The organism is Ruegeria sp. BC8 (assembly GCF_056535705.1).
The window spans coordinates 2,370,894-2,397,695 of the sequence record NZ_JBQFIV010000001.1 but is presented as its reverse complement, the minus strand read 5'-3'; the positions used below and the strand labels follow the sequence as shown (position 1 = coordinate 2,397,695).

Below are 26,802 nucleotides of genomic sequence, written 5' to 3'. Positions count from 1 at the left end.
GACGGGCGTCCACGCCCGATGTGCTATATTGACCATACGTCAAGTCGGCGATTCGATTAAGGGCGCAGCCACAACGCCGTTTTTGAGCGGCGTACGCTGTGAGGGGGAGACGCAGGAAACCTGGACTAGAAGGCGCAGCCGCAGCCGCGTTTCTGCTCACAGCGCAGAATAGTGGAAAAAGGGCAGGCCAAGCGCCCCGGCTAAAGCCCGATGCGACCGAGAACGTAGGAACGGTGGAGGACAACCATGCAGACCCCCCGGTCTCAAGTTCGAACCTACCTGCCCATGCGCCTGATGGGGGTTTTGCATGGGGATGATGGCACACGCCCTGCCGCGGCCGAGCTGGCCGGGGCGGTTCTTGTTGTCGACGTGTCGCGGTTCACCGCGCTTGTCGAATCGATGTCGCGCAGAGGGCAGGCCGGTCTGGAGGAGATTCCACGCCTGCTGGGCCTTGCCTATGATTCCTGTGTCGACCAAATTGTTGCAACCGGGGGCGAGGTGGTAAGGTTCTCGGGCGACTCCATCCTTGCCTTCTGGCCGGACGTGGCCGACACACCCGTGCAGGCCGCGCTGGATTGCGCGCGAGCCATCTGCGAGCTACCGGTTGGTAGTAGTACTATCGGCTCGAACGGGAATGGGCGACCGGCATTCCACGCAGGTATCGGCGCGGGACGGTTCTGCATTGGCGCGATCGGGGGCAATCCGACCTGGAACATCGTCGCAGGCGGACCGGCCTTTCAACAGGCGATGCGGGCCCTTTCGCGCGCCGATGCCGGCCAGTACATACTGTCTGCGAGCGCCCAGTCGCAGTTGGCACTTGCCACGGGCGGGCGCATGCGACGGGGCAGATCGGACGGCGCCGTCCAGCTGCGGGCCGACTCGGACTGGCTGGATGGTTTCCTATCCGCCCAAATGCGGCAGGTTATGGGCGGGCTGCGAAACGGCGGCGACGGCACGGCGAGGAAGCGGCAGGCGGGGTTGTCCGACATCCGCCCGACCTCGGTTCTGTTCGCGCGGGTCGAAGGTCTGTCTCTGGGTCCCGGCGACTCCCTGTGGCAGGTGCAGCGCGTTAGCACAGAGATACAGCGCATATTGCGCAGCCATGATGGCCCTTCGGGTGATTTTTTCTTTGACGATTCAGGCCTTGTCTGCCTCGCCGCCTTCGGGGCGTCAGGTGTGTTCCACCACGACGACGCGTCGCGAGCCATCCGCGCGGGGCAGGTGATCTGCGCCGAGGCCGAGAAGCTGGAGCTGCTGGCAACGGTAGGAGTGGCCACGGGCGATGCGCTCAGCCATCTTGTAGGGAGCGGCCCGCATTGCGAATTGATGCTGCTTGGCCAGCCAGTCAACCGAGCGGCGCGCCTGATGACCCAGGCCAATCAAGGGGTGATCTGCGACCCGTCGACTGAACATGCCGCGCGGGGCCTTCTGGCCTTCGAGCAACAGGGCGTTCTGCAACTGCCCGGCCTTGGGGATGCGGTGCCGGTGTTCCGCCCGATTGGAGCCGAACAGGTGGTTTCGCAAGGCGCCACGATGATCGGCCGCGACGCCGAACTGCGGAAATTGCGCAAGGCGTTTGCCGAAACACGGGCGCATTCCAAGCGACTGGTCGCCGTTCTGGGCGAATCCGGGATCGGCAAGACGACCTTGGCCATGTCCTTCGTCGACGAGTTGCACGGCAGGGGTGTTCCGGCTACCTACGTGAGCGCGCAGCGCGACGACCATCGGACTGCGATGCTGGCCTGGCGGCGGGTACTCGAAGCATTGGTTGGCGTCCGGGCCAACGGCGACGGTAACCGCGTGTATCAGGCGATCCTCAACAGGATTCCGGCCGGGTCCGAGTTGGAAGGCAGCCTGCCCCTGTTGGGTGACGTGCTGGCCATCGATATCGATCAAACGGAACGCACCGTTCACTTGGAGGGAGCACACCGGGCTGACGCCACCATGCGCGCCATTTCGGAGGTGATTGGCCTGCTGGCGCCACGCCCTTTCGTGCTGGTTCTTGAAGACAGCCAATGGCTGGACTCGGCATCGTGGCGGTTGGTGGAATGGGTGTTCGGCTCGCTGGATGCGGTGCTGGTGGTTCTGTGTGTCCGGTCCGACGAGATTCCAGATCAGCTGCGGGTGTTGCGGCAACGCGCTGAAACCCGTATGCACGAGGGCGATACCCCCGAACGGGACTTGGCCCGGCATTTCCGCGCGATCGACCTAACCGAACTGGATGAGAAATCGGTGATCAAGTTGATCGGCCGCACGCTGGACCACAAGCCGGTGGACGAGAGCGTGGCCCGGCGCATCGCGCAGCTTGCCGGTGGCAACCCGTTCTTCTTAGAAGAAATTTCGCAATCACTTCGAAACGAGGGGTTGATCGCGCTGCGCGACGGCTGTTGGCAATCGATCCGCCCATTGGACAGCCTTCTGTTCTTCGAGGGCATCGAGAAGGTGATCCGCGAACGGGTTGACCGGCTGGACCTGACCGCCCAATCGGTTCTTCGTGCAGCCTCGGTGATCGGGCGGTCCTTTGACACGCGCCCGCTGGCGTCGCTGCATGGCGGCCCGTTGGATGCGGCGGTGGCGGGATTGGTGGATGCACAACTGCTGCATGCCAGCGACGACCCCTGCCGCTTTGCCTTTCGCCACGATCAGATACGTGACGTGGTATACAACTCGATCCAGAGCGATCAGAAGCGCGCCCTGCACGGTAGGCTTGCCCTATGGTACGAAACCCAGGCCACGCACCCGGGAGCCCCCGGGGGCGACACTGCCGTTCTAGTGCGGCACTTCGAAGCAGCCGGCGAGCTCGACAAGGCGGTCTCCTATGCAGACCTCGCCGCCACCGAAGCGTTGCGCACGGGGGCCTACCGCGAGGTCGAGGCCTTCATCCGTATATGCCTTGACAACGAATATGCCAGCCGCGCCGGCGACGTTGCAGGCAAGAGGCGATCAGTACGCTGGCGCCGGCAACTCGCCGAAGCGCATTACGGGCGAGGCGACGTGCAGGCACAGGGCATCGCGATCCGAGAGGCTCTGAGCGTAGCGGGCCAACGGGTGCCAGAGTATTCAACATCCATATACGCGCGTCTGGTTACACGGGCGCTGCGGCTGCTGCTAATGCACGCCCTGAAGCCTGAAGATGACATGCCCGCGCCGAGGCCGAGCGCCGATTGGGACGCTGAGATTTCGCGATGCTTGAACCAAGCGGCAACGGTCGACTACTTCGAATTGCGATTCACCCGGGGTATGTGCAACTTGCTGGGCGCGGTTCTTCGGTCGGAACGCACCGGTGTCTCCGCCGATTCAGTCCTGTCGAACTGTCAGCTTGCGGCGGGCCTCGGTATGATGGGTTGGCGGTCGATGAACGCACGGCTGATGAACCGGGCCGAGCGGTTTGCAATCGCGCTGCAAGATCCTTCGATCTACTCGCATGTCTGCAATCTTGACGCGCTTTGGCAGCTCGGCCAGTGCGAGTGGCCCGGGGTGGACCGGCGGCTGGACCAGGCGCAGGATCTGGCGCGGCAGGCCGGTGACCAGCTGCGCTGGTGCAATGCGCAGGGTATGCGGTTCTGGTCGCAATACTATCGCGGCATGCTGGGCCAGTTGGAAGACACCTCGCGGTTGCTGCTGCTGCGGGCGCAGAATGCCGGCAACCTGCAGCAGGAGATCTGGGCCCTGCGATGCAAGGCATTGTGCTTTCTACATACGGACCGGCCACGTGAGGCGGTGGACATCCTAAATCTGACCACCTCTTCGATGACGGGGTCGGTGGATCTGGCCGCGCAGATATCGGCGACCGGGGCGTTGTCGCTGGCGCTTTCGCGGATCGGGCGACAGCAAGAGAGCCTCGACCAAATGATGCAGACTATGGAGCTGTTGGATCGGATGAGTCGGCCCTCGTCGCACAGCGTTATCGTCGGTATCTCCAGCGTGCTCGAAGTGCTGTTGCGCGGCCGCGAGGCCGGTCTCTCAGAGCGTTACGAGGATTGGCGCGACTGGGAGGACAGTGCCCTCAGGAAGCTGCGCGAATACAGCAGGGCTTTCGTCGTGGGGAGGGCGCAACTGGGCCTGTGGGTTGGTCTGCGGGACTGGCTGGACGGTCGGCACGTCAAGGCCATGGCGCTTTGGCACGAGGCGGAACAGACGGCCACGGCGCTTGGCCTGAACAAGGACCGGACACTTATCGCCGCCGAGATTCGCCATCGCGAGGTGTTCCGGTAGGGCGACGGTAGCCGCGTCCGCGACGGCGCGCGGGTTCCGATGCGCCCGACCCTCCAGCACGAACACCAAGCTGAAAAACGCCAAACTAGTTCTGCTGGCGGCCACAGAGGCGCGACTCTACTGTCTTCCTCGCGTACGGGCGCTTTCTGTGGCTATCCTGCGCGGAAAGCGCGTTTCGCCGGCACCGGTTGGTTCTGACCTGCCACGGGCCGTAATCTTTTGGCGCGTCATGCCAGCGCAAGCCATTGCGATTGATGAAAATAACCACACTCAAAACGCGACGGTCATCAACGTGTTGCTTGCCTTAGGACTCCAGAAAGAAGGACATAAGACGCACCTTGTGCGCATACGTCCCTTAGAAAAGATCAGATATGTTCACCAGTCGTTTTTGAGTCCTGAATCATGCGGTTAAACGGAAATCGATTGGGTCCTGACCCTTAGAAACACCTAAATCTATTAGAGCAGAGTGCAACTGGTTGTAATAGACGAGCCTTTGACACGGCTTTCTTGAGGATACGTGATGTCAATGCCATGAGGTGCTCAAACGCAGCTATTTTCAGAGTGTTTTTGGGGAAACTGAGTGGTCGCTTAGCAATGACGTCTTGCAATCGTCGCGTGGCGCGTTTCTGGTTTGCTGAATTTTTCGTATACTTAGATCATATTTGAAAAAGGGTTCACCAACTGCTTGTCACCGATGATAATGCTGTCGGTTTCCGAGTGGTCGTTTAGAATTGCCCCAACATCCAAAGCGGATGACTTCTCGAGAGCGCACTTTTTGATCACTATGAAACCGTATTATCGGCATCTACCGATTTCGAGCTTTGAGCCGTCTTGTCAACTGCCGCTTCCAGACCTTTTTTGGTGAGCTGTCTAGTGGATATTCAGCACGTCGCAGTGTTTGCGCACGGAAACGGCATCGCGTAGTCGTCTTTGACTTGTGTGCCGCGAAGCATGCTCGAAAAGGTCTCGCGTATGGCGTAGAAGTCTGCGTCGAAATCTCCGAGGCCGAAGTGGTCGAAAACACGCCGGAGATGCTTGCCGAAAGTATTGGCCGCGTCTCCGTTTGAAGATCATTTCACTGCTTTCGCGAACTGTGGAACGCCGTGATCTTCGCGCAGAGCGTGGACCAATCCGACGACACTCAGGTTCAAAAGAAGCTGTGGAATCGGGATGACACCTCTGCTGTCTTCAGTTTTTCCATGTTCGGCACGGTTGACTAGCCCCGCGAATGCAGGATGGGTCCCCGCACGTATTTGCCGAAGTCTTTGATCTCGTGATCGTTGAGCAGCGGGCCGCATGCCGTGAGGATTTCGTCTCCTTCGGTCACATCGCTGGCGATAACGTTGATGCGACGTTTGAGTGTAGTGACTTGGCAACCAAGATCCGAGGAAAGCGGACTGGGCAGGCAAAGACCGATCATGCTGCTGGTCTTTTCCAGCAATTTCCAAACTTCCATCCAGTTCTCGAACCGGGCAGCGCGGCGAAGCCTGTGGTTCTCTGCTCCAATCTCTTCAATGCGCTTATCAGCGTCGTACTCGATTAAGCTACCCATACAGCTTTGTTCTGCCAAGATCCGTGCCAATTCCGCCCGGAGGACTTAGGCCCGCAGGGCGCAAGTCTTGCGCGTTAAAGGCTCTCACGATTTGTTTCTCCATCTGCTCGTAGGCCTTGAGTAGCCTGGCGGCTCGTTTCACGGTGTCGGGCGTGGGGTCGGTGCGCAGGGAACGGCAGAGAAGTGAGCTTGATTGTGAATTTGATAGCGCCCAGGGAAGGCGTTTGCGGAAATAGAAATCCGGGGCGCTTCGCATGAGGTAAGGGCCGGCGCAGTGTTTGGGTTTTTCTAAGGTGTGAGTCTGGGCGTTTGCGCGGAAAGTGCACAACCCATTGCGTTTCACTGTGCGTCACAGTTTCGTTCGACTTAGACACACTGCTTAAGGCAAGCTTGCTAGAGCTCTTATTTTCTCGACTTTTCATGGAAAATGGCTGGGGTGGTAGGAATCCTTGCCGCCCGATGATTGTTATAGGCTTTTCCAACCGGTGGCCGAAACTGGGGCGGTTTCGGGGGCAATTCTGACCGCTAGAGAGGCCGTTGGAGGGTGCCAGCAGGTGCTGACGAGACCGCTAGAGGACCGTCCACTGGCGCTGAGACGACCGCTGACGATCGATTCCGGGTGCTGACGGGTGGTCCTGGTGTTGGCGGGTTGGTGGGGCTGGTGGGGCGGTCGCTCGAGCCTAGTGCTTCGAATGGCTGGCCTGAGAACTCCGAGAAGACATCACAAGAAATGAATTTGTTTATCATGCATCAAAGCTTCTCGCCTGCTATCATCGCAAACATAGTCACGGTTTGAAGATTTGGGAGGGGGAACTTATGACCACTAGACGCGATGTATTGAAGGCAATTCCAACCGTCGGAACGGCATTTGCTGTTTCGTCCGCCGCTCTGTTAGACGAAGCAGCTGCACAGAGCTCGGCTTCCGCACCGCCACTTGAAGGGCATTTCCATCCGAAAGGGAAGGCACCGTCCAAATATACACTGGAAATTCTGGACGAAGCGAAGCGTACCCTTCCATTCTCTGATGTCCAGGACTTCGAAGAACAGCAGCGCGGCCTCATTGCTGAGATGCAGGACAAGCAGATCATGGCTGATGCCGGTCACGTCGCGTGGGACAAGAAGCGATTTGATTTTCTGAACAGCGATACTGACTTTGACAGTATTCATCCATCCCTGCAGCGCATTTCCCGATTGAACCAGAACTATGGTCTCTACGAAGTTATTCCCGGCATTTACCAAGTGCGTGGGTTTGACCTCTCCGATGTCACTTTCGTGCGCGGCAAGATTGGGTGGATTGTTATTGATCCTCTTATCTCTGCGGAACCTGCTCGCGCTGCTCTGGAGTTGTTCCAGCAGCATGTGGGCGAGGGATTACCCGTAACAGCGGTGATATATTCGCATTCCCACGGCGACCATTGGGGGGGTGTGCGCGGTGTCGTTGATGAGGCCGATGTCCGCGCAGGAAAAGTTGAAATTATCGCACCCCGCGATTTCATGGAGCATACAATTTCCGAGAATGTATATGCTGGCAACGCCATGAATCGCCGCCTGTTTTACCAGTATGGACTACTCCTGCCTGCAAGCCCTCATGGTTATGTCGGACAGGGTCTTGGACAGGGTGTGTCAGCCGGTGCTGTCGGACTGATTGCGCCGACCCGAATAGTTGAAGAGGACATCGAAGAGTTTGAGGTGGACGGTGTCAGGATGATTTTCCAGAACACACCGGGGACAGAGGCACCTTCGAATATGAACACCTACTTGCCCGACATGAAGGCTTTGTGGATGGCGGAAAACGTGACGGCGACGTTACACAATATTTACACGCTGCGCGGTGCACCTGTACGTGATCCGTTGCGTTGGTCGAAGTATATCAGCCGCGCGCTTCATCTCTATGGTGAAGAAGCAGACGTGATGTTCTATTCGCACCACTGGCCACGTTGGGGCAACGACCGAGTCCAAGCGATTTTGCGCGATCAGCGAGACCTTTATGCACACATGAACAATCAGGTGCTGCATTTCGTCAACAAAGGCGTGACGATCAACCAGATTCACAACGTCTATAGCCTGCCGCAAAGCCTTCAAGACAAGTGGCACTGTCGCGGCTATCACGGTTCACCCCAGCACAACAGCCGAGGTGTTGTACAGCGTTACATTGGCTTCTGGGACTGCAACCCGGCAACGTTGATCCCGCACTCGCCAGAGGACTCAGCGCCTCTCTATGTAGAAATGATGGGCGGCTCAGACGCAATCATGGCTCGAGGAGTCGAATTGCATGACACCGGTGAATACCTTCTGGCCAGCGAGATTCTGAACAAGCTGGTGCAAGCGGAACCGTATAACATGTCGGCCCGGAACCTGCTGGCAGATGTGTACGAACAACTCGGCTATCAGCAAGAAAACCCGGGACTTCGTAATTCCTTCCTGTCCGGAGCATTTGAATTGCGTTCGGGTATCCCGGGGGGCGACATTCCAGACACTTCGAGTCCGGACGTTATTCGAGCTATGTCGACGGAACTGTTCCTGAACTTCCTTGCCATCAAGATGGACAGCCGCAAAGTCGAAGGGCACGAGTTCACTATGAACTTGGTGACCCCCGACAATGGTGAGAAGTTCCTCGTGGAGTTGCGCAACGCGACGTTGACAAATGTCGAAGGGTTCACTGCAGATGCGCCCGACCTGACTTTGACAATCAACCGTGCCGACTTGGAGTTGACAATGGCCGGTGAGAAAACACTGGATGCGCAACTTTCGGATGGATCAGCTCAAATAGAGGGCGACCCCACCGTGCTCGGTATCCTCGCTCAGGCAATGGTCGATTTCGATCCGTTTTTTGAAGTGTTGCCCGGGACACGAGAACCTCATCATGTGGAGCCGCATTCGGACGCGTTCGAGGCGGTCACCGGGCTACCTGCAATTGAATAAACCGCAATGTCGAAGCGGATCTTTGGTGTGGGCAGGTACATTGCCTACACCATGAAGCATTGTTTGGCAGCTTTGCCCGCAGAACGGTCATTCAGCCAGCCCTCACCCAACGTCGAATTCGAAAAAAGAAATCAAAGTTAGTACCCCCGGCAACCCGCTAAGGGCCGCCGAGGGTTAGTTGTCAGGGTGGTCTACGGTTGACGACATAGTCCGCCAGCCATTGCCAGTAGGCTTCCGCATCCCGGAACCCCTGAGCTCGAGCAGCCAGATCTTCAGCAGCTTTACGGGTGCATCCACCATCGTATTCAGCGATAGCAGCCCGTTCCTCAAACGCATCAATGTCCGGGAAACTCATGAGGCGACCGTCCCTAGCGGGAGTCTTATCTGGTCGACGATGGACCGACGTTGTTCGTCACTGATCCCAGCCGAGTAGATGCCGTAGGTGATCCCGTTCTCCGACCGCGCCGATTGGTGGCCGACCAGAGAAGCCGTGAAGTGCTCAGGGACACCTGTTCTCTCGCACTGGGTCACAAACCACTTGCGGGTCGAATGGAACACCAGTCCCGGTCGTTCCAGACCCAACCGCCGTCTCAGTCTCGCAAACCCCTTGGTGACGTGCGCCACGGTCAGGTCAGGGAACAGAGGGCCATGGCTAGGCAGTTGCCGGAACGTCTCATCCAGCACCGGGTGAACCGGGACCAGTCTCTCCGCCGCGTCGGTCTTCAGCAGTCTCAGTTCATTGGGCTGGACATGAACGAAGCAACCGAGATTGCCCTTGGTCACGAGGTCTTCCCGGAGTAACCCAACCGCTTCTCCCGCTCGCATTCCTGTCAACAGGCAGGTCAGCAGAACCGGATGCAGGTCTCGGTCTTTGGCTCCGAGCAGCCGCACGACTTCATCGTCAGTCGGAACGGCATAGGGTTGAGGACGCACCTTTCGGTCGAAGAGAACAGTCCTGAACGGATTAACCTCAAGATGCCCTTCATAGACCACCCAGTCCAGGAAGTGATTGACCTGAGACCAGATACGCCGCTGGGTTCTGGCTGTTATGGCCACAGACCCTCGTGACGAGTACGCGACCAGCTGGTCCAGGGTTAAACCACGGGTCCGCTCTGACTTGCCGATCATTGGAGACAGTTGGGCTATTGCGGTCAGGAACTCCCGCCCGTCCGTTCTGGTCAGGCTGCAAACCGACTGGTCACCAAATCGACTGGAGAACAACCCAACAGAGTATCGGACCGATTTGAATCCGCTGGGTCGTAGCTCGTTACTGCGCTTGTTCAGATAGGCACAGCTCAGGTCACGAACCGGCACCTTCACTGGCGCTGTTGGTCTGATGAACTTAGACCGTTCCAGATTGCATCCAGAGTCCTCCAGAGTGGCCCGGAGACGGACGAGAGACGACTCCGGTTGGTCAACCCATTCAGGAACGTCAGCGGCGTTCTCCGGTGCAGACAGTGACTCTTCTGCCTGCGACCGCACCTGTTCCACCAGTGTCTCGAACCGCGCATTGACTTCAGCGGCTCGGACGCGGGCGGTGTTGCGATCTCCAGTCTTGAGGCTCTGCTTCAGGGCCTGAACGCCCAGCGCGAGAGCCACGTCAACGGGATAGTTACGTCTATAGAGCCACGTATGGCCCTTCAGATAGGCATAGCGAATGTGAGCAGACATAGGTCTCCTCCTTTCAAGTCTGGAATGTGGGATGGGTTCAGTTGATTGGGACGATCCGCAGGATCATCTCGAGTGCCGGTTCGCCGTAAGACCCAGCCAGCGGGCCGGTCACCGCAAAGCCGGTCACGCAGTCTCCGAACACCTCTTCCACACGGAAGTGATGCTCAGGGACGTCATCGAAGGCGCGGACGACCACGACGTCACCGGGGTTCAGTTCCAGCTCAGTCATCATCGCCTCCGTGCTTCCATGTCCAGAGGACCGCCAGCAGAACCAGCGCTGAGACAGCGGGATGAGACCGAGCGACCACCCAGAGCATCGTCGTCAGGACAGCCTTGGGCGGTGGGTGCAAAAGAAAACCCCCGACGAGAACGCCGAGGGCAGACAGGTACTTCATGGATCAAACTCCTGCAGTTGCTTCTTTATTTAGATGCAGGAAGTTGCTCGGTTTTGGGCATGCGGGGCACATTATTGCCAAGCCAATTTAGTTGAGTTGGGCCGCCCTTGTGTTTGGGAAATCAAGCATCAGCATCATTAGTAATCAAAAACATCGAACAATGAAGATACGTCGGATGAGGAGTCGTAACCCGGTGCCTGCACCCCTTCGAGGCCGAATGTGAAGAAGTGTTTCCGGGCGGCCCTCCAGCCACGCACCAGACTGGGAAACTGTACTTCGATGCCGTCTAGCTCGTCCTCGTCTTCGCGCCATGCTGACGGACTAAGCCAATCGCCTGAAATTAGCTGTTCGTTAGATGGGGTTGGACAGGTTTTGCGGTATCTGCTCCACAAAATTCTTCTGCGCTCCACGCATGCACGCCGGACGGTATTAAGCACCCACCCATCAAGTTCTTTTAGCATGGCTGGGTCTTCAATTAGGCAGTAGAAGCCCATAAGACCTCGCATGTTTTTAAGCTTCCCCTGATGGTACAAGAAGTCCTGTATGTCCTGTTCCCTTAGCCCTCCATAGAAGCCCCTACGAAGCTCGTATATTAGGCCGAGCAAGTCCCAGTCATAACCTCGCCTGCCACTTGCGCGGCGTATATTGAAACCGTGCTTTAAACCGTTGATCAAATAGATATTGATTAGGCGAGATACTTTCTGCTCCAGTTTTTTCTTTGTTTTTTCAGGCATCGAAAGGCCCGAGTCTTTGAAAGCGTAACCGAGGTACGTAAAGTCATTTATGGTGCGAATTTCTTGGAGATGTTCAGAAATGACAGCAATACCCGGTGACTTCTTTCGGTTCACTATAAGGCCGCTTTCTGCGCAATGCCTGTCAAAACACCGCTCCAATCTTTGAGCTTCTTCATAACTGCCGCAAATAGCCACCACGTCATCGGCAAAGCGAACAAACTTTCCTGACTCTGCAGAAAGCTTCCGATCTAAATCATGGTTGGCGAGATTGGCCAAAATCAGGGAAGCAGAGGATCCTTGAGGGGTCCCTTTGATTTTGCGTTTGAAGGTGCCGGAACGATGAGCTTCTGCGCTGCCCAATCGATGATGCAAAAAAGCTTGAAAGACGTGCCGCTCATGTGGGGTTAAGCTTACTGTGGAACGGTCCGCAATTTTCTTCTTCAAGTAGTTCGCAGGAATATTGTCGAAGTACTTTTCGAAGTCGACCTGAACAGCGAATAGCTTCCCATCCTTGTCGAAATCTCGGAGAGCCAGTATCGCATCGAAAACATTCTTATCAGGATTATAAGCGTAGGAGTGAGGGGAGAGCCGTTTCTTGTTGCGGTTCAGGGTTCTGCGAAGAAGAACGTTGGCCACCGCAGCATCAGGTATACAGAATGCCGTTACTTCTCGTTTCGAACCGTCCGGCTTGGGTATCTGAAATAAGACTGCAGGCTCCGGGTCGTACTCGAACCTGAGTATTTTATGCCAAATCGCCGTCGCAATTACATTTGCATTCCGCTTGCAGTGCTTGGCATCGAAGTGGCGGTGTAGCGGCGTTCTCGTCCTTACGGCGGGTCTTGCCGCGACCAAACCTGTACGGCGTTCAAACTTTTCTCGGTATTTTTCTTCTTTTTCTAGTTGCTTGCGTTCTTTCTCAAAGGCTCTTTTACTAAGTCGCTTAATTTCTGCTCTTAACTCGTTTCGCATAATCTCTCTCAGATAATTCGGTGAGGCGCATAGAGTAAGGGGAACCGACAACGCATGTTTGCCGATACCGTCCAGTAGCTCTTTCGAACCACTGTCGCCAATCCAGTTTCCCAGAAAGGTCGTCATCGACTCCATAAGAGCCGGGTAGGTCGCGCCTCACCTAGGCGTCGCGCCATGGCCGGACGTAACCAAAGTATTTCATTGGGGTCAACCATCTGTTTTTTCTGTTTAACAATACGGGAAAGACATGTTGCAGCAGGCAGATACGTGATGAGCTTTTGTTCGGAATATAACTTACGTCGGCTCAACACTAGGAGACGCCGAACTAGCGTCATAAGTCTCCAGCGGGCCACTGTCACACAAAGTCGTTATTTCAGCTTAGTCTTTCGTCCAAAACAAATAGACATAGCCAACCCGCCAACACCAGGACCACCCGTCAGCACCCGGAATCGATCGTCAGCGGTCGTCTCAGCGCCAGTGGACGGTCCTCTAGCGGTCTCGTCAGCACCTGCTGGCACCCTCCAACGGCCTCTCTAGCGGTCAGAATTGCCCCCGAAACCGCCCCAGTTTCGGCCACCGGTTGGAAAAGCCTATAACAATCATCGGGCGGCAAGGATTCCTACCACCCCAGCCAGCTCATCAGAACATGGAACGACTGTAGGCGCTTGGAGCTAAACCCTCCGAGAATTGCCCCCGTTTATGCCCCACTGATTTCGGGTGTTCTGACGTCCTCTGACCTCTCCTCTTTCCTGACCTCTAGCGGGGGTTCTATGGGTGTGGGGAATAGGTATAAGTAATTAATAGAAACCGGAGGATAGAGAGACCCGAGTATCCTCGTTCCTGAGAATAATACGTAGAGGGAGGAGGAGGTTATGGGGGAGATAGAGGACCCATGGCACTCGCGACCGATCGACGTTCACCGCTGGTCAGATCACCTAGAGGTCGCCGCCTTGGTCGACCGCATCTGGGACGACTATCTGCCGAGTGATAAGACCTCCGGACCGAAGCAGCTATGAAAGAGCTTTGATTTGTTTGTATTTTATGACTTGGAAACGACCGGGACGAGTCCTGCATTCGATCAGCCACTGCAGTTCGCAGCAATCTTGACAGATGAATACCTTCAACCAATTGAACGCGTAAACATCAGGTGTCGCTTGGCTCCGCATATCTTGCCTGCTCCGTGGGCTCTGGCAGTCACCGGCATAAATCCCGCATCGTTAAACGATCTAGAGCTTCCAACTCTCTTCGAGTTTATGCAGACCATCGCAGACTTGATTGCCCGATGGAGGCCAGCGACGTGGGTCGGATATAACTCGATTGCGTTTGACGAGGAAATGATGCGTCAGGCGTTATACCAAAACCTGCACTCGCAAATTTATCTTACCCAAAGTGCTGGCAACGATCGCATGGACATTCTGAAACTTGTCTACGCGGTGTCAGCGTTGGCTCCAGAAGCCCTCGAATGGCCTCAAAATGACCGAGGGCAAACCTCGTTTAAACTCGATCAACTGGCACCGGAAAACGGCTTTGAACAGCACGATGCACATGATGCTCTGGGCGATGTCGAGGCTACTATTTTTATCGCCAACCTCATCCGCCAAGAGGCTCCTGCGATATGGGAGCAAGGGCTCAGAAACAGAACAAAGCAAAACATCAATGCTATGTTTGAGAGCGGTCGACCCTTCGGGCTCGTGGAGCGGTTCGGTGGCCCCCCAAGAAGCTACTTTGGTGCGTTTGCCGGTCGAAACCCCGAGAACACCAATATAGTGGGGTTTATGGATTTATCCGCAGTAGAACCTGCAGTTCTTGCTGATGCCGACGATGAAGCAGTCGCCCGCGCGGTTTCGCAAAGTCCAAAATTGATCCGCTCGATTAAAATAAACGGCTATCCCGCATTATTCGAGGTCGCCGATTTGCCAGATGAAGTGGTGAACCGCGCTAGAGCTTTGTCTGAGATGAGAGAATTCCATCAAAGAGTCGGTGTAGCGCTTGCAAATCGGTTCGCAGATCGTCCCGAACCGGAGTATGTCGAAGAACAGATTTATAGCGGGTTTGCCTCTGAAGCTGATCAACAATGGCTGAGGCAGTTTCAAACTGCAAATTGGGTCGGCCGGATGGAAATCCTTTCCAAGTTTGAGGATCAAAAATTCTTCCAATTGGGGCGCCGGATTGTCTTTGCAAATCAACCGAACCTGCTCAAAGAAGAATTGCGTGATAGGATTGCCAATGAACTGATCGGACGCTGGCACGCAGAGAATGCACCATGGACGACTTTTGCCGTAGTAGATCGCCAGATAGAGGAAATTGAGCAGGCCGGCGAATTAGGTGATCAACATCTGAGAGAGCTAAGGGCATATTACGATGAACGGAGGAGGTAAATTTCTACCCACCAAACGGCACCACCTCTCTCCTCGTTCTCCTCTCGTGTTCCGCCAACCGTTGAAGATATCCCTCTGACCGGGCCGTCTGACGCCAAATCACATAGTCTTTCACATGGTCGGCATTGGGGTTGGCCTGTTCGTCCAGCCCATAGAACTGGTTCGACGTCGGCAAAGGTGCACCGGCCACTTCCTCCGAAGCCTCAGCCATCACCCGCTTCAACTCTCCAACTCGGGTATAGTCGATGATGTAACTGTCATGCACTGACAGGACTGGTACGGCTTGGTGGCAGAAGTGACGATGGACGCGTTCGGCTATCAGGCTATCGAGATGCATCAACCGGATACCTTGATCCGCGAACAGATAGTCTTTGATGTGAGGAGTCTTTTCCAGAAAGCCCGTCAGCAGTGTCTCCAGTTGCTCGTTCGTCAGTGTCTTCCCAGCATGACCAGTCGGGAACCCATCTCGGAACGCTCTGAAGGCCGCGTCTTTGGACCCGGCGTTGATAGCAGTCAGTATCAGTCGTTTGATAAACTTGCGCTGAAGCGGTGGAGGCGCACCAGCTATAAGTCTGTCAGGCAGATCATAGGGGTCACCAGCGAGTTCCTTCCCTGCCTCCAGACTGAGGAGGGAGACATGGAGACTGCGAAAGTCCACCTCAACGACCGGCGTATCATTGATGAATATCTTCGACCTCCAGTCACTGTTGATCTGCTGCCACCAGCCGCCATGAAAGCGCCCATTCAGGTTGAAGTCAGAGCGACTGAATATCCGGCGGGTGAATTTATGATGATGATCGGTGCTGACATCATCGACCTTCGGTTCTTCCAAAACTGGGATATCAATGAAAGCATCACCAATTACTTGGTTATAGCGCTCAAGCTCAGCCCGCATTCTGATGATCTCGTCGGTATCCTCGTACTCGACCAGTGACTCAGCACTATCCCCTCTGAGAATGATGATTTCTTCACCTTGGACCCTACCCACGTCATCTCGTCGGAATGCCACTTCGGCGAACCATCCCTGCATCACCTCTGAGGCTCGTATCCTCGTCGTTCTGTTCCCCCGAGCCAGAGGACCCGAGTAGCTGCCCTTGGCAACATCCAATAGTCCTGCTTCGATTAGAGTGTGAATGATCGGGATGATCTTCTTGGATATATGGATCGCGTTATAGCGGGAACTGGTGTCCCAGTAGTTCGAGGACATGGAGACGCCGATAGACAGTTCCGGGTCTTCCAGCCAAGCGACATAAAGGTCCAGAACCAGCACCCGGAGTTGATGTCTGAAAGCAGTCTTCGGCTTCGGTCCGGAGGTCTTATCACTCGGCAGATAGTCGTCCCAGATGCGGTCGACCAAGGCGGCGACCTCTAGGTGATCTGACCAGCGGTGAACGTCGATCGGTCGCGAGTGCCATGGGTCCTCTATCTCCCCCATAACCTCCTCCTCCCTCTACGTATTATTCTCAGGAACGAGGATACTCGGGTCTCTCTATCCTCCGGTTTCTATTCATTACTTATACCTATTCCCCACACCCATAGAACCCCCGCTAGAGGTCAGGAAAGAGGAGAGGTCAGAGGACGTCAGAACACCCGAAATCAGTGGGGCATAAACGGGGGCAATTCTCGGAGGGTTTAGCTCCAAGCGCCTACAGTCGTTCCATGTTCTGATGAGCTGGCTGGGGTGGTAGGATTCGAACCTACGATACACGGTACCAAAAACCGCTGCCTTACCACTTGGCTACACCCCAACGGTGAGCGGCTATCTACGATTGTTGGTGACGGTGTTCAAGTGCTTTCCCGCAAAAAATCGAAACCCGTGAAAATTTTTTTGCGGGCGATCTATTTGGTCTCCAACAGCACCGCTCCGGTTCGGTTTCCGGCCTCGACCGCACGGTGTGCGGCGGCGCATTCTTCCATCAAGTAGACCTTTTGGATCGGGCATTTCAGCGCGCCATCGGTCAGCGCTTGGTGCAGGTTCGCGACCGCTTCGTTGCGCAGTTCGGCCGGCAGCAGATACACCAGAACCATTTCCAACGTCACCGATTTGAACATGAGCGGGTAAAACGGAAGCGTCGGCGTCATATTCTGGGCCGAGCCATACGCATTGATTCTGCCGCTTTCGGCGATAACTGCCACGTTGGTTTCGACGTTTTGGCCAAACTCCACATCGACGATGCGATCGACCGGAAGCCCTTGATTGGCGTCTAGGATCTGTGCCGGCAAATCAGGCGCCGTGTAATTCAGTACCGCATCGGCTCCAGCCTTTGTCACACGTTCGAAGTTGCGTGGACTGGCTGTGGCCAGCACCTTTGCTCCGCCCCATTTGGCCAACTGGACGGCAAGGAATCCGACCGTCCCTGCACCGCCGTGAACAAGCAGGGTTTTACCCGATACCGGGCCTCCGGAAAACACGGTGTGGCTGGCGGTCAGACCGGGAATGCCAAGGACGGCACCGGTTTGCTGCGCGACCGAGTCGGGCATGTGAACCGCCTGTGCCGAGGGCAGGGTGATTTGGGTTGCGGCCGTCCCGAAAGCACGGCCCCACTGGCCGTTCCAGATCCAGACCCTTTGACCTACCCGCGAGTCCGGAACGCCTAGTCCGACAGCAGAGATAACACCTGAACCGTCGCTGTGCGGCACGATTACCGGGAAAGGCGGCTTGGTGATCCCGGGCCGTGCCCCCGCACGTGCCTTCACGTCCGAAGGGTTCACTCCGGAATAAGCCAGCGCAACGGTCACTTCGCCCGGGCCCGGGTGTGTGTCCGGCAGTTCTTGAATGGACAGAACATCGGCGGCGGGTCCAAATGACTGGTAGGTGACGGCTTTCATGGCGGCTCCGGTTTGTCGCGTCGTGACGTTCACCCTATCGTCGCGGGCCAGGAATGCTAGCCTGTCAACAAACCATGGGAGATCAGACGATGAAGGCGTTGCGCACACCGGACGAACGGTTCCAAAATCTGCCCGACTATGATTTCGCACCCAACTACCTTGAGGTGGATGATACTGAAGGCGGCGCGTTGCGGGTCCATTATCTGGATGAGGGGCCGCGCGCGGCAGCTCCAGTACTGATGATGCACGGCGAGCCCAGTTGGTCTTATCTGTACCGTCACATGATCCCGCCAGTCGCCGCTGCAGGCCACCGGGTCATCGCTCCGGACCTTGTGGGTTTCGGTAGATCCGACAAACCCGTCGACCGCGACGACTATACCTATGCGCGGCATGTCTTCTGGATGGGTGAGGTCCTGCGTCAACTCGATCTGCAGGAAATCACCCTGGTCTGTCAGGATTGGGGCGGATTGATCGGGTTGCGCCTATGGGCCGAGATGCCGGACAGGTTCGCCCGGGTCGTTGTCGCCAACACGGCCTTGCCAACCGGGGACCAGCCCTTGGGCGAGGCGTTTGCTGCCTGGCGACAGTTCAGCCAGGAGGTGCCGGACTTCCGCGCCGGGCGCATCGTCTACGGCGGAACGGTTTCAAAGCTGACCGAGGCCGAGGTCGCCGCCTATGACGCGCCGTTCCCTGACGATCGTTACAAGGCCGGGGCACGACAGTTTCCGATGCTGGTGCCTGACCGCCCCGACGACCCCGAGTCGGAACCGAACCGCCAGGCTTGGAACGTTATCCGCGGTCTGCAAACTCCTGTCCTGACGGCTTTTGGCACTGAGGACAGGATCATGGCCGGGGTGGATGGGGTTTTTCGGAAGCTTTGTCCTGGTGCGGCGGGACAGAACCATGTTGTGCTGCCGAAAGCCGGTCACTTCCTTCAGGAGGACGTGCCCCAGGAACTTGCGGAAACGGTTCTGGCCTTCATCCGCGAGACGGCCTGAGCAGGGGTCTCACTCCCGGATTTCGTCGGGCTCCACGCCCCAAAGATTGCTTTTGAGGGTCCAGCCGCGATAGCCACCGGCCGAAATGCGGCACCAATCCACCGTGCAGGTGCCCAAGCGGGCCACGACGCCCGTCTCGAAATGCGCGTTGACCGGGGATTTGGGATCGGGGCTGGCATAGACCGGCAGCATGTCCGATTCAATCAGAACCGTGCGGACACCTGACAACAAAGCGTAGTGGACCCATCCGCCGGCCCCGTCGCGATCCTGGACCTTGCGCCAGTTGCCGTATTCGGCCGTCACCTGAAGTGGCATGCCGCGACGCTTGAACACCCAGTCAACACGATGGGTCAGCGAAGGGCCGCGGCGTACGTTCGCCTCGGCCGCCTTCATCGACACGTAGCGTGGCAAAGGCAGGTTCGTCACCTGCCCGCGTTTTTCCTGCGCGTGCGCGATTGCGCCTGTCAGGAACAGAAGCGTGATTAGAAATGCCAGAACTGGGCGTTTCGCCCTCAAGAAAGCACTCACTGCCTGCCCGCTGATTTGCCTGTCTGCCGTGTTTCAAAAAAGGTTGGAGCGATGCCCATGGGGTTCTTGTGCCCCGGCTGATCCTGCGCCACGATGCCATGACGCGCATCGAAATGCCAAGCGGTAGGAGGGCTGAAGTGCCAAGAGAACGTCTGAGTGTTGTTGTAACGCGACGGTTGCCCGAAGTGGTCGAGACACGTCTGAGCGAGTTGTTCGACGTCCGTTTGCGGGACACCGACACACCGATGACGCGCGACGAGTTGGTCGAGGCGGTCAAACAGGCCGATGTTCTGGTTCCGACGATCACGGACACGATCGACGCGGGTATTTTGGGCCAGGCCGGAGAGCGGCTGAGGCTGATTGCGAATTATGGTGCCGGTGTCGACCATATCGATGTCGCGACGGCGCGTCAGCGCGGCATCCTGGTCTCGAACACGCCGGGTGTTCTGACCGACGATACCGCCGACATGACGATGGCGTTGATCCTTGCCGTAACCCGCCGGATTCCCGAGGGTCTGTCGGTTATGCAAAAGGGGGACTGGACCGGCTGGGCGCCGACGGCATTCCTTGGCGGGCGGATAGGAGGCCGGCGTCTGGGCATTCTGGGTATGGGGCGGATCGGACAGGCCGTCGCGCGCCGCGCCCGGGCCTTCGGAATGCAGGTCCACTACCACAACCGTCGCCGGTTGCGTCCCGAAATAGAACAGGATCTTGAGGCAACCTATTGGGAAAGCCTCGATCAGATGGTGGCGCGTATGGACGTGATCTCGATCAACTGCCCATCAACGCCGTCGTCATTTCATCTGATGAACGCGCGACGTCTTAAGTTGATGAAGCCGACGGCGGTCATCGTGAACACGTCGCGGGGCGAGGTGTTGGACGAAAACGCGTTGACGCGGATGATCCGGGCGGGCGAGATCGCCGGGGCCGGGCTGGACGTCTACGAGCACGGCACCGACGTGAATCCTCGACTTCGGCAGCTGCCGAATGTCGTGCTGCTGCCGCATATGGGGTCAGCAACGCTCGAGGGGCGCATCGAGATGGGCGAAAAGGTCATCATCAATATCAAGACGTTTGAAGACGGGCACCGGCCGCCTGATCAGGTCGTTCCCGCGATGTTGTAAGAAAACGCCAAGGCATACGTGCTCCTGCTGTTTGCAAGGCAGAGCTTTGCCGTCTTTGGCGGTCGTCCCCGCACATGGTTGCGGGGCAGCACGGTGCCGTGCACTGTCAGATTCAGTATTTGGATAAGGAGGTTTTTTATGTGCTCAAATTGGTTCCCTACTGTTGTGGCCTGCGCGCTGACCCTGGCGAGCCCAGTGTTTGCCCAGCAAACCGCCGATGAGGTCGCGCCCGAGGGTGCATCCGACGGCCAAGTTCAGGCCTTGACCGGCGAGGTGATCGCCGCGCTGAAGGCCAAGGCCGACGGCGTGCCTGTCAAAGCTGAAACCTGGATGGTTGCGGCGGCCAACCCGCTGGCCGTCGAGGCGGGTGCCAAGGTTCTGGCTGCCGGCGGAACGGCAGCGGATGCAATGGTCGCCGTTCAGGTTGTCTTGGGCTTGGTCGAACCGCAGTCCTCGGGACTGGGTGGGGGTGCCTTTCTGGTCTGGTACGACGCGGCCAGCGGACGCCTGACCACCCTGGATGGGCGAGAAACCGCGCCGAGAGAGGCAAGCCCGACCCTGTTTCTGGACGAAAGCGGCGAGCCGCTCAAATTTTTTGACGCGGTTGTTGGCGGGCTTTCGGTCGGGACACCCGGTACGCCTGCATTGTTGGAGGAAGCCCATCGGCGCTGGGGGCGCAGCCCCTGGCCCGGTCTGTTCGAGGATGGTATCCGCCTGGCCGACGAGGGGTTTGTCGTTTCGCCGCGGCTGGCGGGCTTGATTCAGGCCGACGCTGAACGTCTGGCACGCTTCCCTGACACGGCCAACTACTTTCTGCCGGACGGCGAGCCGTTGGCCCAGGGCCAGCGCCTCACCAACCCAGAATATGCCGAAACCCTGCGCGTTCTGGCGTCCGAAGGGGCTGCGGGCTTTTATGGAGGAGAGATCGCGGCGGACATCGTGCGGACTGTCCGAAACGCTCCGGGCAACCCGGGGGTTCTGTCCGGAGTTGATCTGGCGCTGTATCAGGTGATCGAACGCGAGCCGATCTGTGCCACCTATCGCAGCTATAAGGTCTGCGGGATGGGTCCGCCGTCCTCGGGTGCGCTGACGGTTGGACAGATCCTTGGCATTCTCGACAATTACGATTTGGCGGCGATGGGTCCCGAAAGCGCCGAAGCGTGGCGGCTGATCGGCGATGCCTCGCGCCTGGCCTTCGCGGATCGCGGTCGCTACATGGCCGACAGTGATTTCATTCCGATGCCGACACAAGGCCTGATCGATCCGGCCTACCTGGCCGAGCGTGCCGCGTTGCTGAATGACGCGGGGGCGTTGACCGAGGTTGCGCCGGGAAATCCTGAGTTTGACCACGCGCTGAACTGGGCAGACGATGCGTCGATCGAGCTGCCGTCGACGTCCCATATTTCGATCGTGGACGCCTATGGAAACGTGCTTTCGATGACCACGACAATCGAGAACGGTTTTGGTTCGCGTCTGATGACCAACGGCTTTCTGCTGAACAACGAACTGACCGACTTTTCCTTCCGGACCCACAGGGACGGGGTTCCGATTGCCAACCGGATCGAACCGGGCAAACGCCCCCGTTCCTCAATGAGTCCGACGATTGTCATGCAGGACGGGTCTCCGGTTCTGGCGATCGGGTCTCCGGGTGGCAGCCGGATCATCGGTTATGTTGCAAAATCAATCATTGCCTGGGCGGACTGGGGTATGGACGTCCAGCAGGCGGTCGCCCTTCCTCATCTGGTGAACCGTTTCGGGACCTATGATGTCGAAGTCGGCACAAGCGCCGAAGGCTTTGCGGACATGTTGGGCGAGCTGGGCTTTGAAGTGAACGCGCGGGATCTGACCTCGGGCCTTCATGCCATCGAAATCCGCGACGGTCTGCACGGCGGAGCTGATCCCCGTCGAGAAGGGATCGCACTGGGCGAGTGATCACGTCGCAGCGATGGGTATTGCCCCTGTGGCGTGGGCCTTCTAGTCATTGTCTGGGCCTGCGCCACTGCACCAAGGGAGGGTTGCCATGGTTGAAGCGACAGCATTGTTCCGCAATGCGGCGGGGATCGACACCGCCATCAGCATTCTGAAACAGCGGTTCGGGGACCGGTTGCAGACCGGCGCCTCGGTCCGCGAGCAGCACGGACACACAACGACCTGGATCGAAAACCAAAGCCCGGATGCGGTGGTCTTTCCCAATTCGACCGAAGAGGTCTCGGACATCGTCAAGACCTGTGCGGCGCACAAGGTTCCCGTGATCCCTTTCGGCACCGGAACGTCGCTGGAAGGCCACGTGAACGCGCCGGCCGGCGGCGTTTGCATCGATCTTGGCCAGATGAACCGGGTCTTGGCCGTGAACGAAGGTGATCTGGATTGCATCGTGCAGCCCGGGGTCACCCGCGAGGACTTGAATACCCATCTGCGCGACAAGGGCCTGTTCTTTCCGATTGATCCCGGAGCCAATGCCTCATTGGGCGGGATGGCGGCGACCCGGGCGTCGGGTACCAATGCGGTTCGCTATGGAACGATGAAGGACAATGTCCTGAGCCTCGAGGCGGTTATGCCCGATGGCAAAATCATCCGCACAGGCCACCGGGCCAAAAAATCGTCGGCAGGCTACGATCTCACCCGCTTGCTTGTCGGTGCCGAGGGCACGCTGGGCATCATCACGGAGCTGACTTTGAAACTGCACGGCATCCCCGAGGCGATTACCTCGGCCCGGTGTTCTTTCTCGACGGTTGATGCGGCCTGTCAGGCCGTGATGACGACCATACAATTCGGCGTTCCGGTTGCCCGGATCGAACTGCTGGACGCGATGTCGGTCAAGGCGGCCAACGCGTATTCCGGGCTGAAGCTGCCGGAAACGCCGTTGCTTCTGCTCGAGTTTCATGGCTCGGAGGCCGGCGCAGCGGAGCAGGCCGAAACCTTTGGCGAAATCGCCGAGGATTTTGGCGGCACCGGCTTTGTCGCTACGGCCAGCACGGAAGAAAGGTCCAAGCTCTGGCAGGCGCGGCACGACATGTATTGGGCGTCCCTCCAGCTTCGGCCCGGAGCGCGTGGAATCTCGACGGATGTCTGCGTCCCGATCTCGCGCCTGGCCGAATGCGTCACCATGGCTCAGGACAAAGCAGCCGAGTTGGACCTGCTGGCCCCGGTCGTCGGTCATGTCGGTGACGGAAACTTCCACACGCTGGTGCTGATCGACATGGACGATGCCGACGAAGTGGCGCGGGCCAGTCAGTTTGTCGGATGGCTCAATGATCTGGCGATCTCGATGGACGGGACCTGCACGGGTGAGCATGGAATCGGGCAGGGCAAGAAACCGTATCTGGTACGGGAACTTGGGGATGCGACCCGGTACATGGCGGCGATCAAGGCCGCACTGGATCCTGACAACATCATGAACCCCGGCAAGATCGTCTGACCAGGCCGGGAAAGCGCACGCAACCATCGGCTGTTGGTGCGTACCTGTTCGCGGATTCGCGTCCCAACGTGTACGGCAGGTCGGTTTTGCACCGTTTTGCGTCGGATGGACTTGGCGCTGATTGGTCTTGTTCGGCATAAACCTTGCCAAACAGACTCAATCCGGAGAGCGGGCGTATGAAAACCCAAGTCAAAGCACTGGTCGTTGGCGGCGGCGCCGTTGGGACCTCGATAGCCTATCACCTGGCCAAGGCGGGCTGGGATGATGTCATGCTGATCGAGAGGGACGAGTTGACCTCGGGCTCGACCTGGCACGCTGCGGGTTTGCTTCCGCTGTTCAACATGTCCTATGCGACGACCCATATCCACAAATACTCGGTGGATTTCTACAAGACGCTGGAAGAGGAAACCGGCCTGAACGCGGGGTTCGCGGTGGTTGGAAACCTGCGCATGGCGCAGACGCAGGACCGCATGGATGAGTTCATGCTCTATGCCTCGACTGCCGAGACCTGCGACGTCAAATATGAATGGTTGACGCCCGAGCAGATCAAGGAGCGCTGGCCGCTGATCGAAACCTCGGATCTGAAGGGCGCGCTTTACCATACCGAGGACGGTTACATCAATCCGGCCGACGTGACCCAGGCGATGGCCAAGGGCGCCCGCCAGCGCGGTGTCGAGATCGTGCGCAAGATGCAGGCCGATGCCTTCCATTGGAACGGAACCCATTGGGAAGTCACCTGCACCAAGATGGTCGAAAAGGGTGGCAACCTTGTCCCCAGCGACGAGCAGGAAGTCATCACCGCCGAGCACGTGGTGACCGCTTCGGGAAACCATGCCCAGCGTACCGCCAAGCTGCTGGGCATCAAGATGCCCGCGATCCCGGTCGAGCATACCTTCATTGTCATGGACAAGGATCCGGAACTGGTGAAATGGCGTGAAGCCGGCAATCCGGAACACCCGGTCGTGCGCGACGCCGACAACGAATCCTACGCACGTGAGGAGCGCGGCGGCTGGATCCTCGGCATCTACGAGCACGGTGCCCCGGCACGCTTCGAATACGGTGTGCCCGACAGTTTCCGCGCTGACCTGTTCCCTCTGGATCTGGACCGGATCGCCGATCAGTACATGGCCATGGCCGAGCGTGTCCCGTCCTGTGCCGAGTCCGGCCTGAAGGACGATTTCAACGGTCCCATCTGCTATACGCCTGATGGCAACCCGCTGGTCGGCCCGGCGCCGGGCCTGCGAAATATGTGGCTGGCCGAAGGGTTCAGCTTTGGCATCACCGCCGCCGGCGGCACCGGCTATTATCTGGCGCAGATGATGGTCGATGGCGAAGCCGAGATCGACATGGCTTCGCTGGACCCCAAACGCTATTCGTCCAACTGGATGACCACCGAATTCGCCGCGCGCAAGAATGAAGAGTGCTACGAGCACGTCTACATTCTGCACCACCCGGACGAAGAGCGCGAGGCCTGCCGTCCGCTGCGCACCGTTCCGGCTTATGATCGTCAGAAAGCCCGTGGCGCGCAGTTTGGGTGGGTTAACGGTTGGGAACGCCCCAACTATTTTGGCCCGGTCGATGCCTCCGACAACTTCGACAAAGAAAGCCGCAGTTTCCGCCGTGGTGGATGGTGGCAGTATGCCGTCGAAGAAGCCAATGCGATCCGCAACGGTGTCGGCCTGATCGACGCGTCAGCCTTCACCAAGCATGTCGTCAAGGGCCCCGGCGCCACGCAGTTCCTCGACTGGTTCACCTGCAACAAGCTGCCCAAGGTCGGCCGCATCAACCTGACCTATGCGCTGACAGACCACGGCACCACCCGCACCGAATACACCATCGTGCGGCTGAAAGAGAACGAGTACTACCTCGTCTCGGCCGGTGCCTGGACCGAGTATGACGCCGACTTCCTGCGCAAGGCGGCCGAGGACAAGATGGACGAGTTCGGCTACATCGAGATCCAGGACGTGACCACCCAGTGGGGCGTCTTTGCCATCGCCGGACCGAAATCGCGCGATGTGCTGAAAGAGGTCATCAAGGACGCCGAGCCGGAAACCGCCCTGTCGAACAAGCGCTTCCCGTGGCTGTCGGCACGTCAGATCGAACTGGGCATGTGCCCGGTCAACGCGATCCGCGTGGCCTATACCGGCGAGCTGGGCTGGGAACTGCATCATCCGATTGAGATGCAGAACTACTTGTTCGACCTTCTGGAGACGGCCGGCGAGAAGCACGGCATGAAGCTGGTAGGTGCCCGCGCCCAGAACTGGCTGCGTCAGGAGAAATCCTATCGCGCCTTCGGCACCGAACTGGGCCGCGACGCCACCCCGCTCGAGGCCGACCTGCCGCGTTTCGTCGATCTGGACAAGGAGTTCCACGGCAAGGACAAGCTGATCGAAACCGGTGTGCGCGTGAAATGCTGCACGTTGCTGATCGACGGGCCCGAAGATGCCGACCCCTGGGGCCGCGAGGCGCTGTATACTCCGGAAGGTGAGCGCGTGGGGCGTCTGACCTCGGGCGGGTATTCGGTGGCTTTCGAGAAATCCATCGGCATGGGCTATGTAAAGCCCGAACTGGCCGTGGAAGGTACCAAACTGAAGGTCAAAATGCTGGACCAGCTGTGGGATGCGGTCGTGACGTGCGACAGTCCCTATGACCCCAAGAACGAGACCATCCGCAAGGACGGTTGATCGGACAGAGGCCCCGGACAACTCCGGGGCCTTTTTTTGGCTATGCGCTGAGTTCGTCGAAGCACTCCAGCGCCTTGGCTGCGTACATCATCGACGGACCGCCACCCATTTGGATCGCCATGGCCAGAACGTCCGAGAATTCCTCACGCGAAGCGCCCGCCTTGACCAGTGTTTCGGTGTGCAACGAAATGCAGGGTTCGCACCGTACTGCGATGGACATGCCCAAGGCGATGAACTCCTTGGTCTTGAAGTCCAGTGCTCCGCCTTCCTTGACCGATTTCCCGAGCGCGCCGAAAGCGCGGGCGGTATCTGGTATGGCTCCGTTCAGGTTGCGCAATCCGCTGCGCGTTTCAGCAAGCTTGTCTGACCAGGTCATGTCTTGTGC

16 protein-coding genes, 1 tRNA gene and 1 pseudogene are annotated in these 26,802 nt (G+C 58.1%); 8 read left to right on the top strand and 10 right to left on the bottom strand.

Translation table 11 applies throughout. The annotated features are described in order from the left end of the window. The first annotated feature begins 246 nt into the window (after positions 1 to 246). On the top strand, positions 247 to 4,215 hold the full coding sequence (locus ACR3EK_RS12060; protein ID WP_480633490.1) for an AAA family ATPase: 3,969 nt from the start codon (positions 247 to 249) through the stop codon (positions 4,213 to 4,215). Between the two features lie 175 nt (positions 4,216 to 4,390). Here the strand turns inward: ACR3EK_RS12060 and ACR3EK_RS12055 are convergent. Both ACR3EK_RS12055 and ACR3EK_RS12050 read right to left on the bottom strand, forming a co-directional pair. Further along, positions 4,391 to 4,543 (bottom strand): annotated as a pseudogene (locus ACR3EK_RS12055) (transposase); the annotation flags it as partial. An 888-nt stretch (positions 4,544 to 5,431) separates the two neighbouring features. Then, the gene (locus ACR3EK_RS12050) at positions 5,432 to 5,785 is read right to left on the bottom strand and encodes a hypothetical protein (RefSeq protein ID WP_480633489.1); all 354 of its coding nucleotides are present in this window, start codon (positions 5,783 to 5,785) and stop codon (positions 5,432 to 5,434) included. Between the two features lie 798 nt (positions 5,786 to 6,583). Here ACR3EK_RS12050 and ACR3EK_RS12045 point away from each other — a divergent pair. Then, on the top strand, positions 6,584 to 8,689 hold the full coding sequence (locus ACR3EK_RS12045) for an alkyl/aryl-sulfatase (protein ID WP_480633488.1): 2,106 nt from the start codon (positions 6,584 to 6,586) through the stop codon (positions 8,687 to 8,689). 351 nt (positions 8,690 to 9,040) lie between these two features. Here ACR3EK_RS12045 and ACR3EK_RS12040 read toward each other — a convergent pair whose 3' ends face one another. The 3 genes from ACR3EK_RS12040 to ACR3EK_RS12030 all read right to left on the bottom strand — a co-directional run bounded on the left by ACR3EK_RS12040 (position 9,041) and on the right by ACR3EK_RS12030 (position 12,584). Beyond that, positions 9,041 to 10,360 carry a DUF6538 domain-containing protein gene (locus ACR3EK_RS12040; RefSeq protein WP_480633487.1) on the bottom strand — a complete coding sequence of 440 codons (1,320 nt, stop codon included), beginning with the start codon at positions 10,358 to 10,360 and terminating at the stop codon, positions 9,041 to 9,043. 37 nt (positions 10,361 to 10,397) lie between these two features. After that, a complete protein-coding gene (locus ACR3EK_RS12035) occupies positions 10,398 to 10,589 on the bottom strand; it encodes a hypothetical protein (protein WP_480633486.1) in 192 nt (63 codons plus the stop codon). Between the two features lie 303 nt (positions 10,590 to 10,892). Beyond that, on the bottom strand, positions 10,893 to 12,584 hold the full coding sequence (locus ACR3EK_RS12030; RefSeq protein WP_480633485.1) for a reverse transcriptase domain-containing protein: 1,692 nt from the start codon (positions 12,582 to 12,584) through the stop codon (positions 10,893 to 10,895). 902 nt (positions 12,585 to 13,486) lie between these two features. On the opposite strand from ACR3EK_RS12030, the gene ACR3EK_RS12025 reads away from it, so the two are divergent. After that, positions 13,487 to 14,836: an exonuclease domain-containing protein gene (locus ACR3EK_RS12025; RefSeq protein WP_480633484.1), complete on the top strand. Its 1,350-nt coding sequence runs from the start codon at positions 13,487 to 13,489 to the stop codon at positions 14,834 to 14,836. Positions 14,837 to 14,840: 4 nt separating this feature from the next. On the opposite strand, the gene ACR3EK_RS12020 is transcribed toward ACR3EK_RS12025, so the two are convergent. The 3 genes from ACR3EK_RS12020 to ACR3EK_RS12010 form a co-directional block, all read right to left on the bottom strand. Then, positions 14,841 to 16,271, bottom strand: coding sequence for a hypothetical protein (locus tag ACR3EK_RS12020; RefSeq protein ID WP_480633483.1), 1,431 nt, complete (start codon positions 16,269 to 16,271; stop codon positions 14,841 to 14,843). A gap of 238 nt (positions 16,272 to 16,509) precedes the next feature. Further along, positions 16,510 to 16,584 (bottom strand) — tRNA-Gln (locus tag ACR3EK_RS12015). Between the two features lie 91 nt (positions 16,585 to 16,675). After that, complete coding sequence (locus ACR3EK_RS12010; protein ID WP_480633482.1) at positions 16,676 to 17,665, bottom strand: NADPH:quinone reductase; 990 nt, start codon at positions 17,663 to 17,665, stop codon at positions 16,676 to 16,678. 89 nt (positions 17,666 to 17,754) lie between these two features. Between ACR3EK_RS12010 and ACR3EK_RS12005 the strand changes: the two genes are divergently transcribed. Further along, positions 17,755 to 18,663 carry a haloalkane dehalogenase gene (locus ACR3EK_RS12005; RefSeq protein ID WP_480633481.1) on the top strand — a complete coding sequence of 303 codons (909 nt, stop codon included), beginning with the start codon at positions 17,755 to 17,757 and terminating at the stop codon, positions 18,661 to 18,663. A 9-nt stretch (positions 18,664 to 18,672) separates the two neighbouring features. Here the strand turns inward: ACR3EK_RS12005 and ACR3EK_RS12000 are convergent, their stop codons facing one another. Beyond that, complete coding sequence (locus ACR3EK_RS12000; protein WP_260066315.1) at positions 18,673 to 19,146, bottom strand: SH3 domain-containing protein; 474 nt, start codon at positions 19,144 to 19,146, stop codon at positions 18,673 to 18,675. Between the two features lie 182 nt (positions 19,147 to 19,328). On the opposite strand from ACR3EK_RS12000, the gene ACR3EK_RS11995 reads away from it, so the two are divergent. The 4 genes from ACR3EK_RS11995 (at position 19,329) to ACR3EK_RS11980 (ending at position 26,417) form a co-directional block, all read left to right on the top strand. Beyond that, the gene (locus tag ACR3EK_RS11995) at positions 19,329 to 20,315 is read left to right on the top strand and encodes a 2-hydroxyacid dehydrogenase (protein ID WP_170339979.1); all 987 of its coding nucleotides are present in this window, start codon (positions 19,329 to 19,331) and stop codon (positions 20,313 to 20,315) included. A 138-nt stretch (positions 20,316 to 20,453) separates the two neighbouring features. Beyond that, positions 20,454 to 22,247, top strand: coding sequence for a gamma-glutamyltransferase (ggt, locus tag ACR3EK_RS11990; RefSeq protein ID WP_480633480.1), 1,794 nt, complete (start codon positions 20,454 to 20,456; stop codon positions 22,245 to 22,247). An 88-nt stretch (positions 22,248 to 22,335) separates the two neighbouring features. Continuing rightward, the gene (locus ACR3EK_RS11985) at positions 22,336 to 23,733 is read left to right on the top strand and encodes an FAD-binding oxidoreductase (RefSeq protein ID WP_480633479.1); all 1,398 of its coding nucleotides are present in this window, start codon (positions 22,336 to 22,338) and stop codon (positions 23,731 to 23,733) included. Positions 23,734 to 23,909: 176 nt separating this feature from the next. After that, positions 23,910 to 26,417: a GcvT family protein gene (locus ACR3EK_RS11980; protein ID WP_480633478.1), complete on the top strand. Its 2,508-nt coding sequence runs from the start codon at positions 23,910 to 23,912 to the stop codon at positions 26,415 to 26,417. Positions 26,418 to 26,457: 40 nt separating this feature from the next. On the opposite strand, the gene ACR3EK_RS11975 is transcribed toward ACR3EK_RS11980, so the two are convergent. Then, positions 26,458 to 26,793 carry a carboxymuconolactone decarboxylase family protein gene (locus tag ACR3EK_RS11975; protein ID WP_170337780.1) on the bottom strand — a complete coding sequence of 112 codons (336 nt, stop codon included), beginning with the start codon at positions 26,791 to 26,793 and terminating at the stop codon, positions 26,458 to 26,460. Between the last annotated feature and the right edge of the window lie 9 nt (positions 26,794 to 26,802).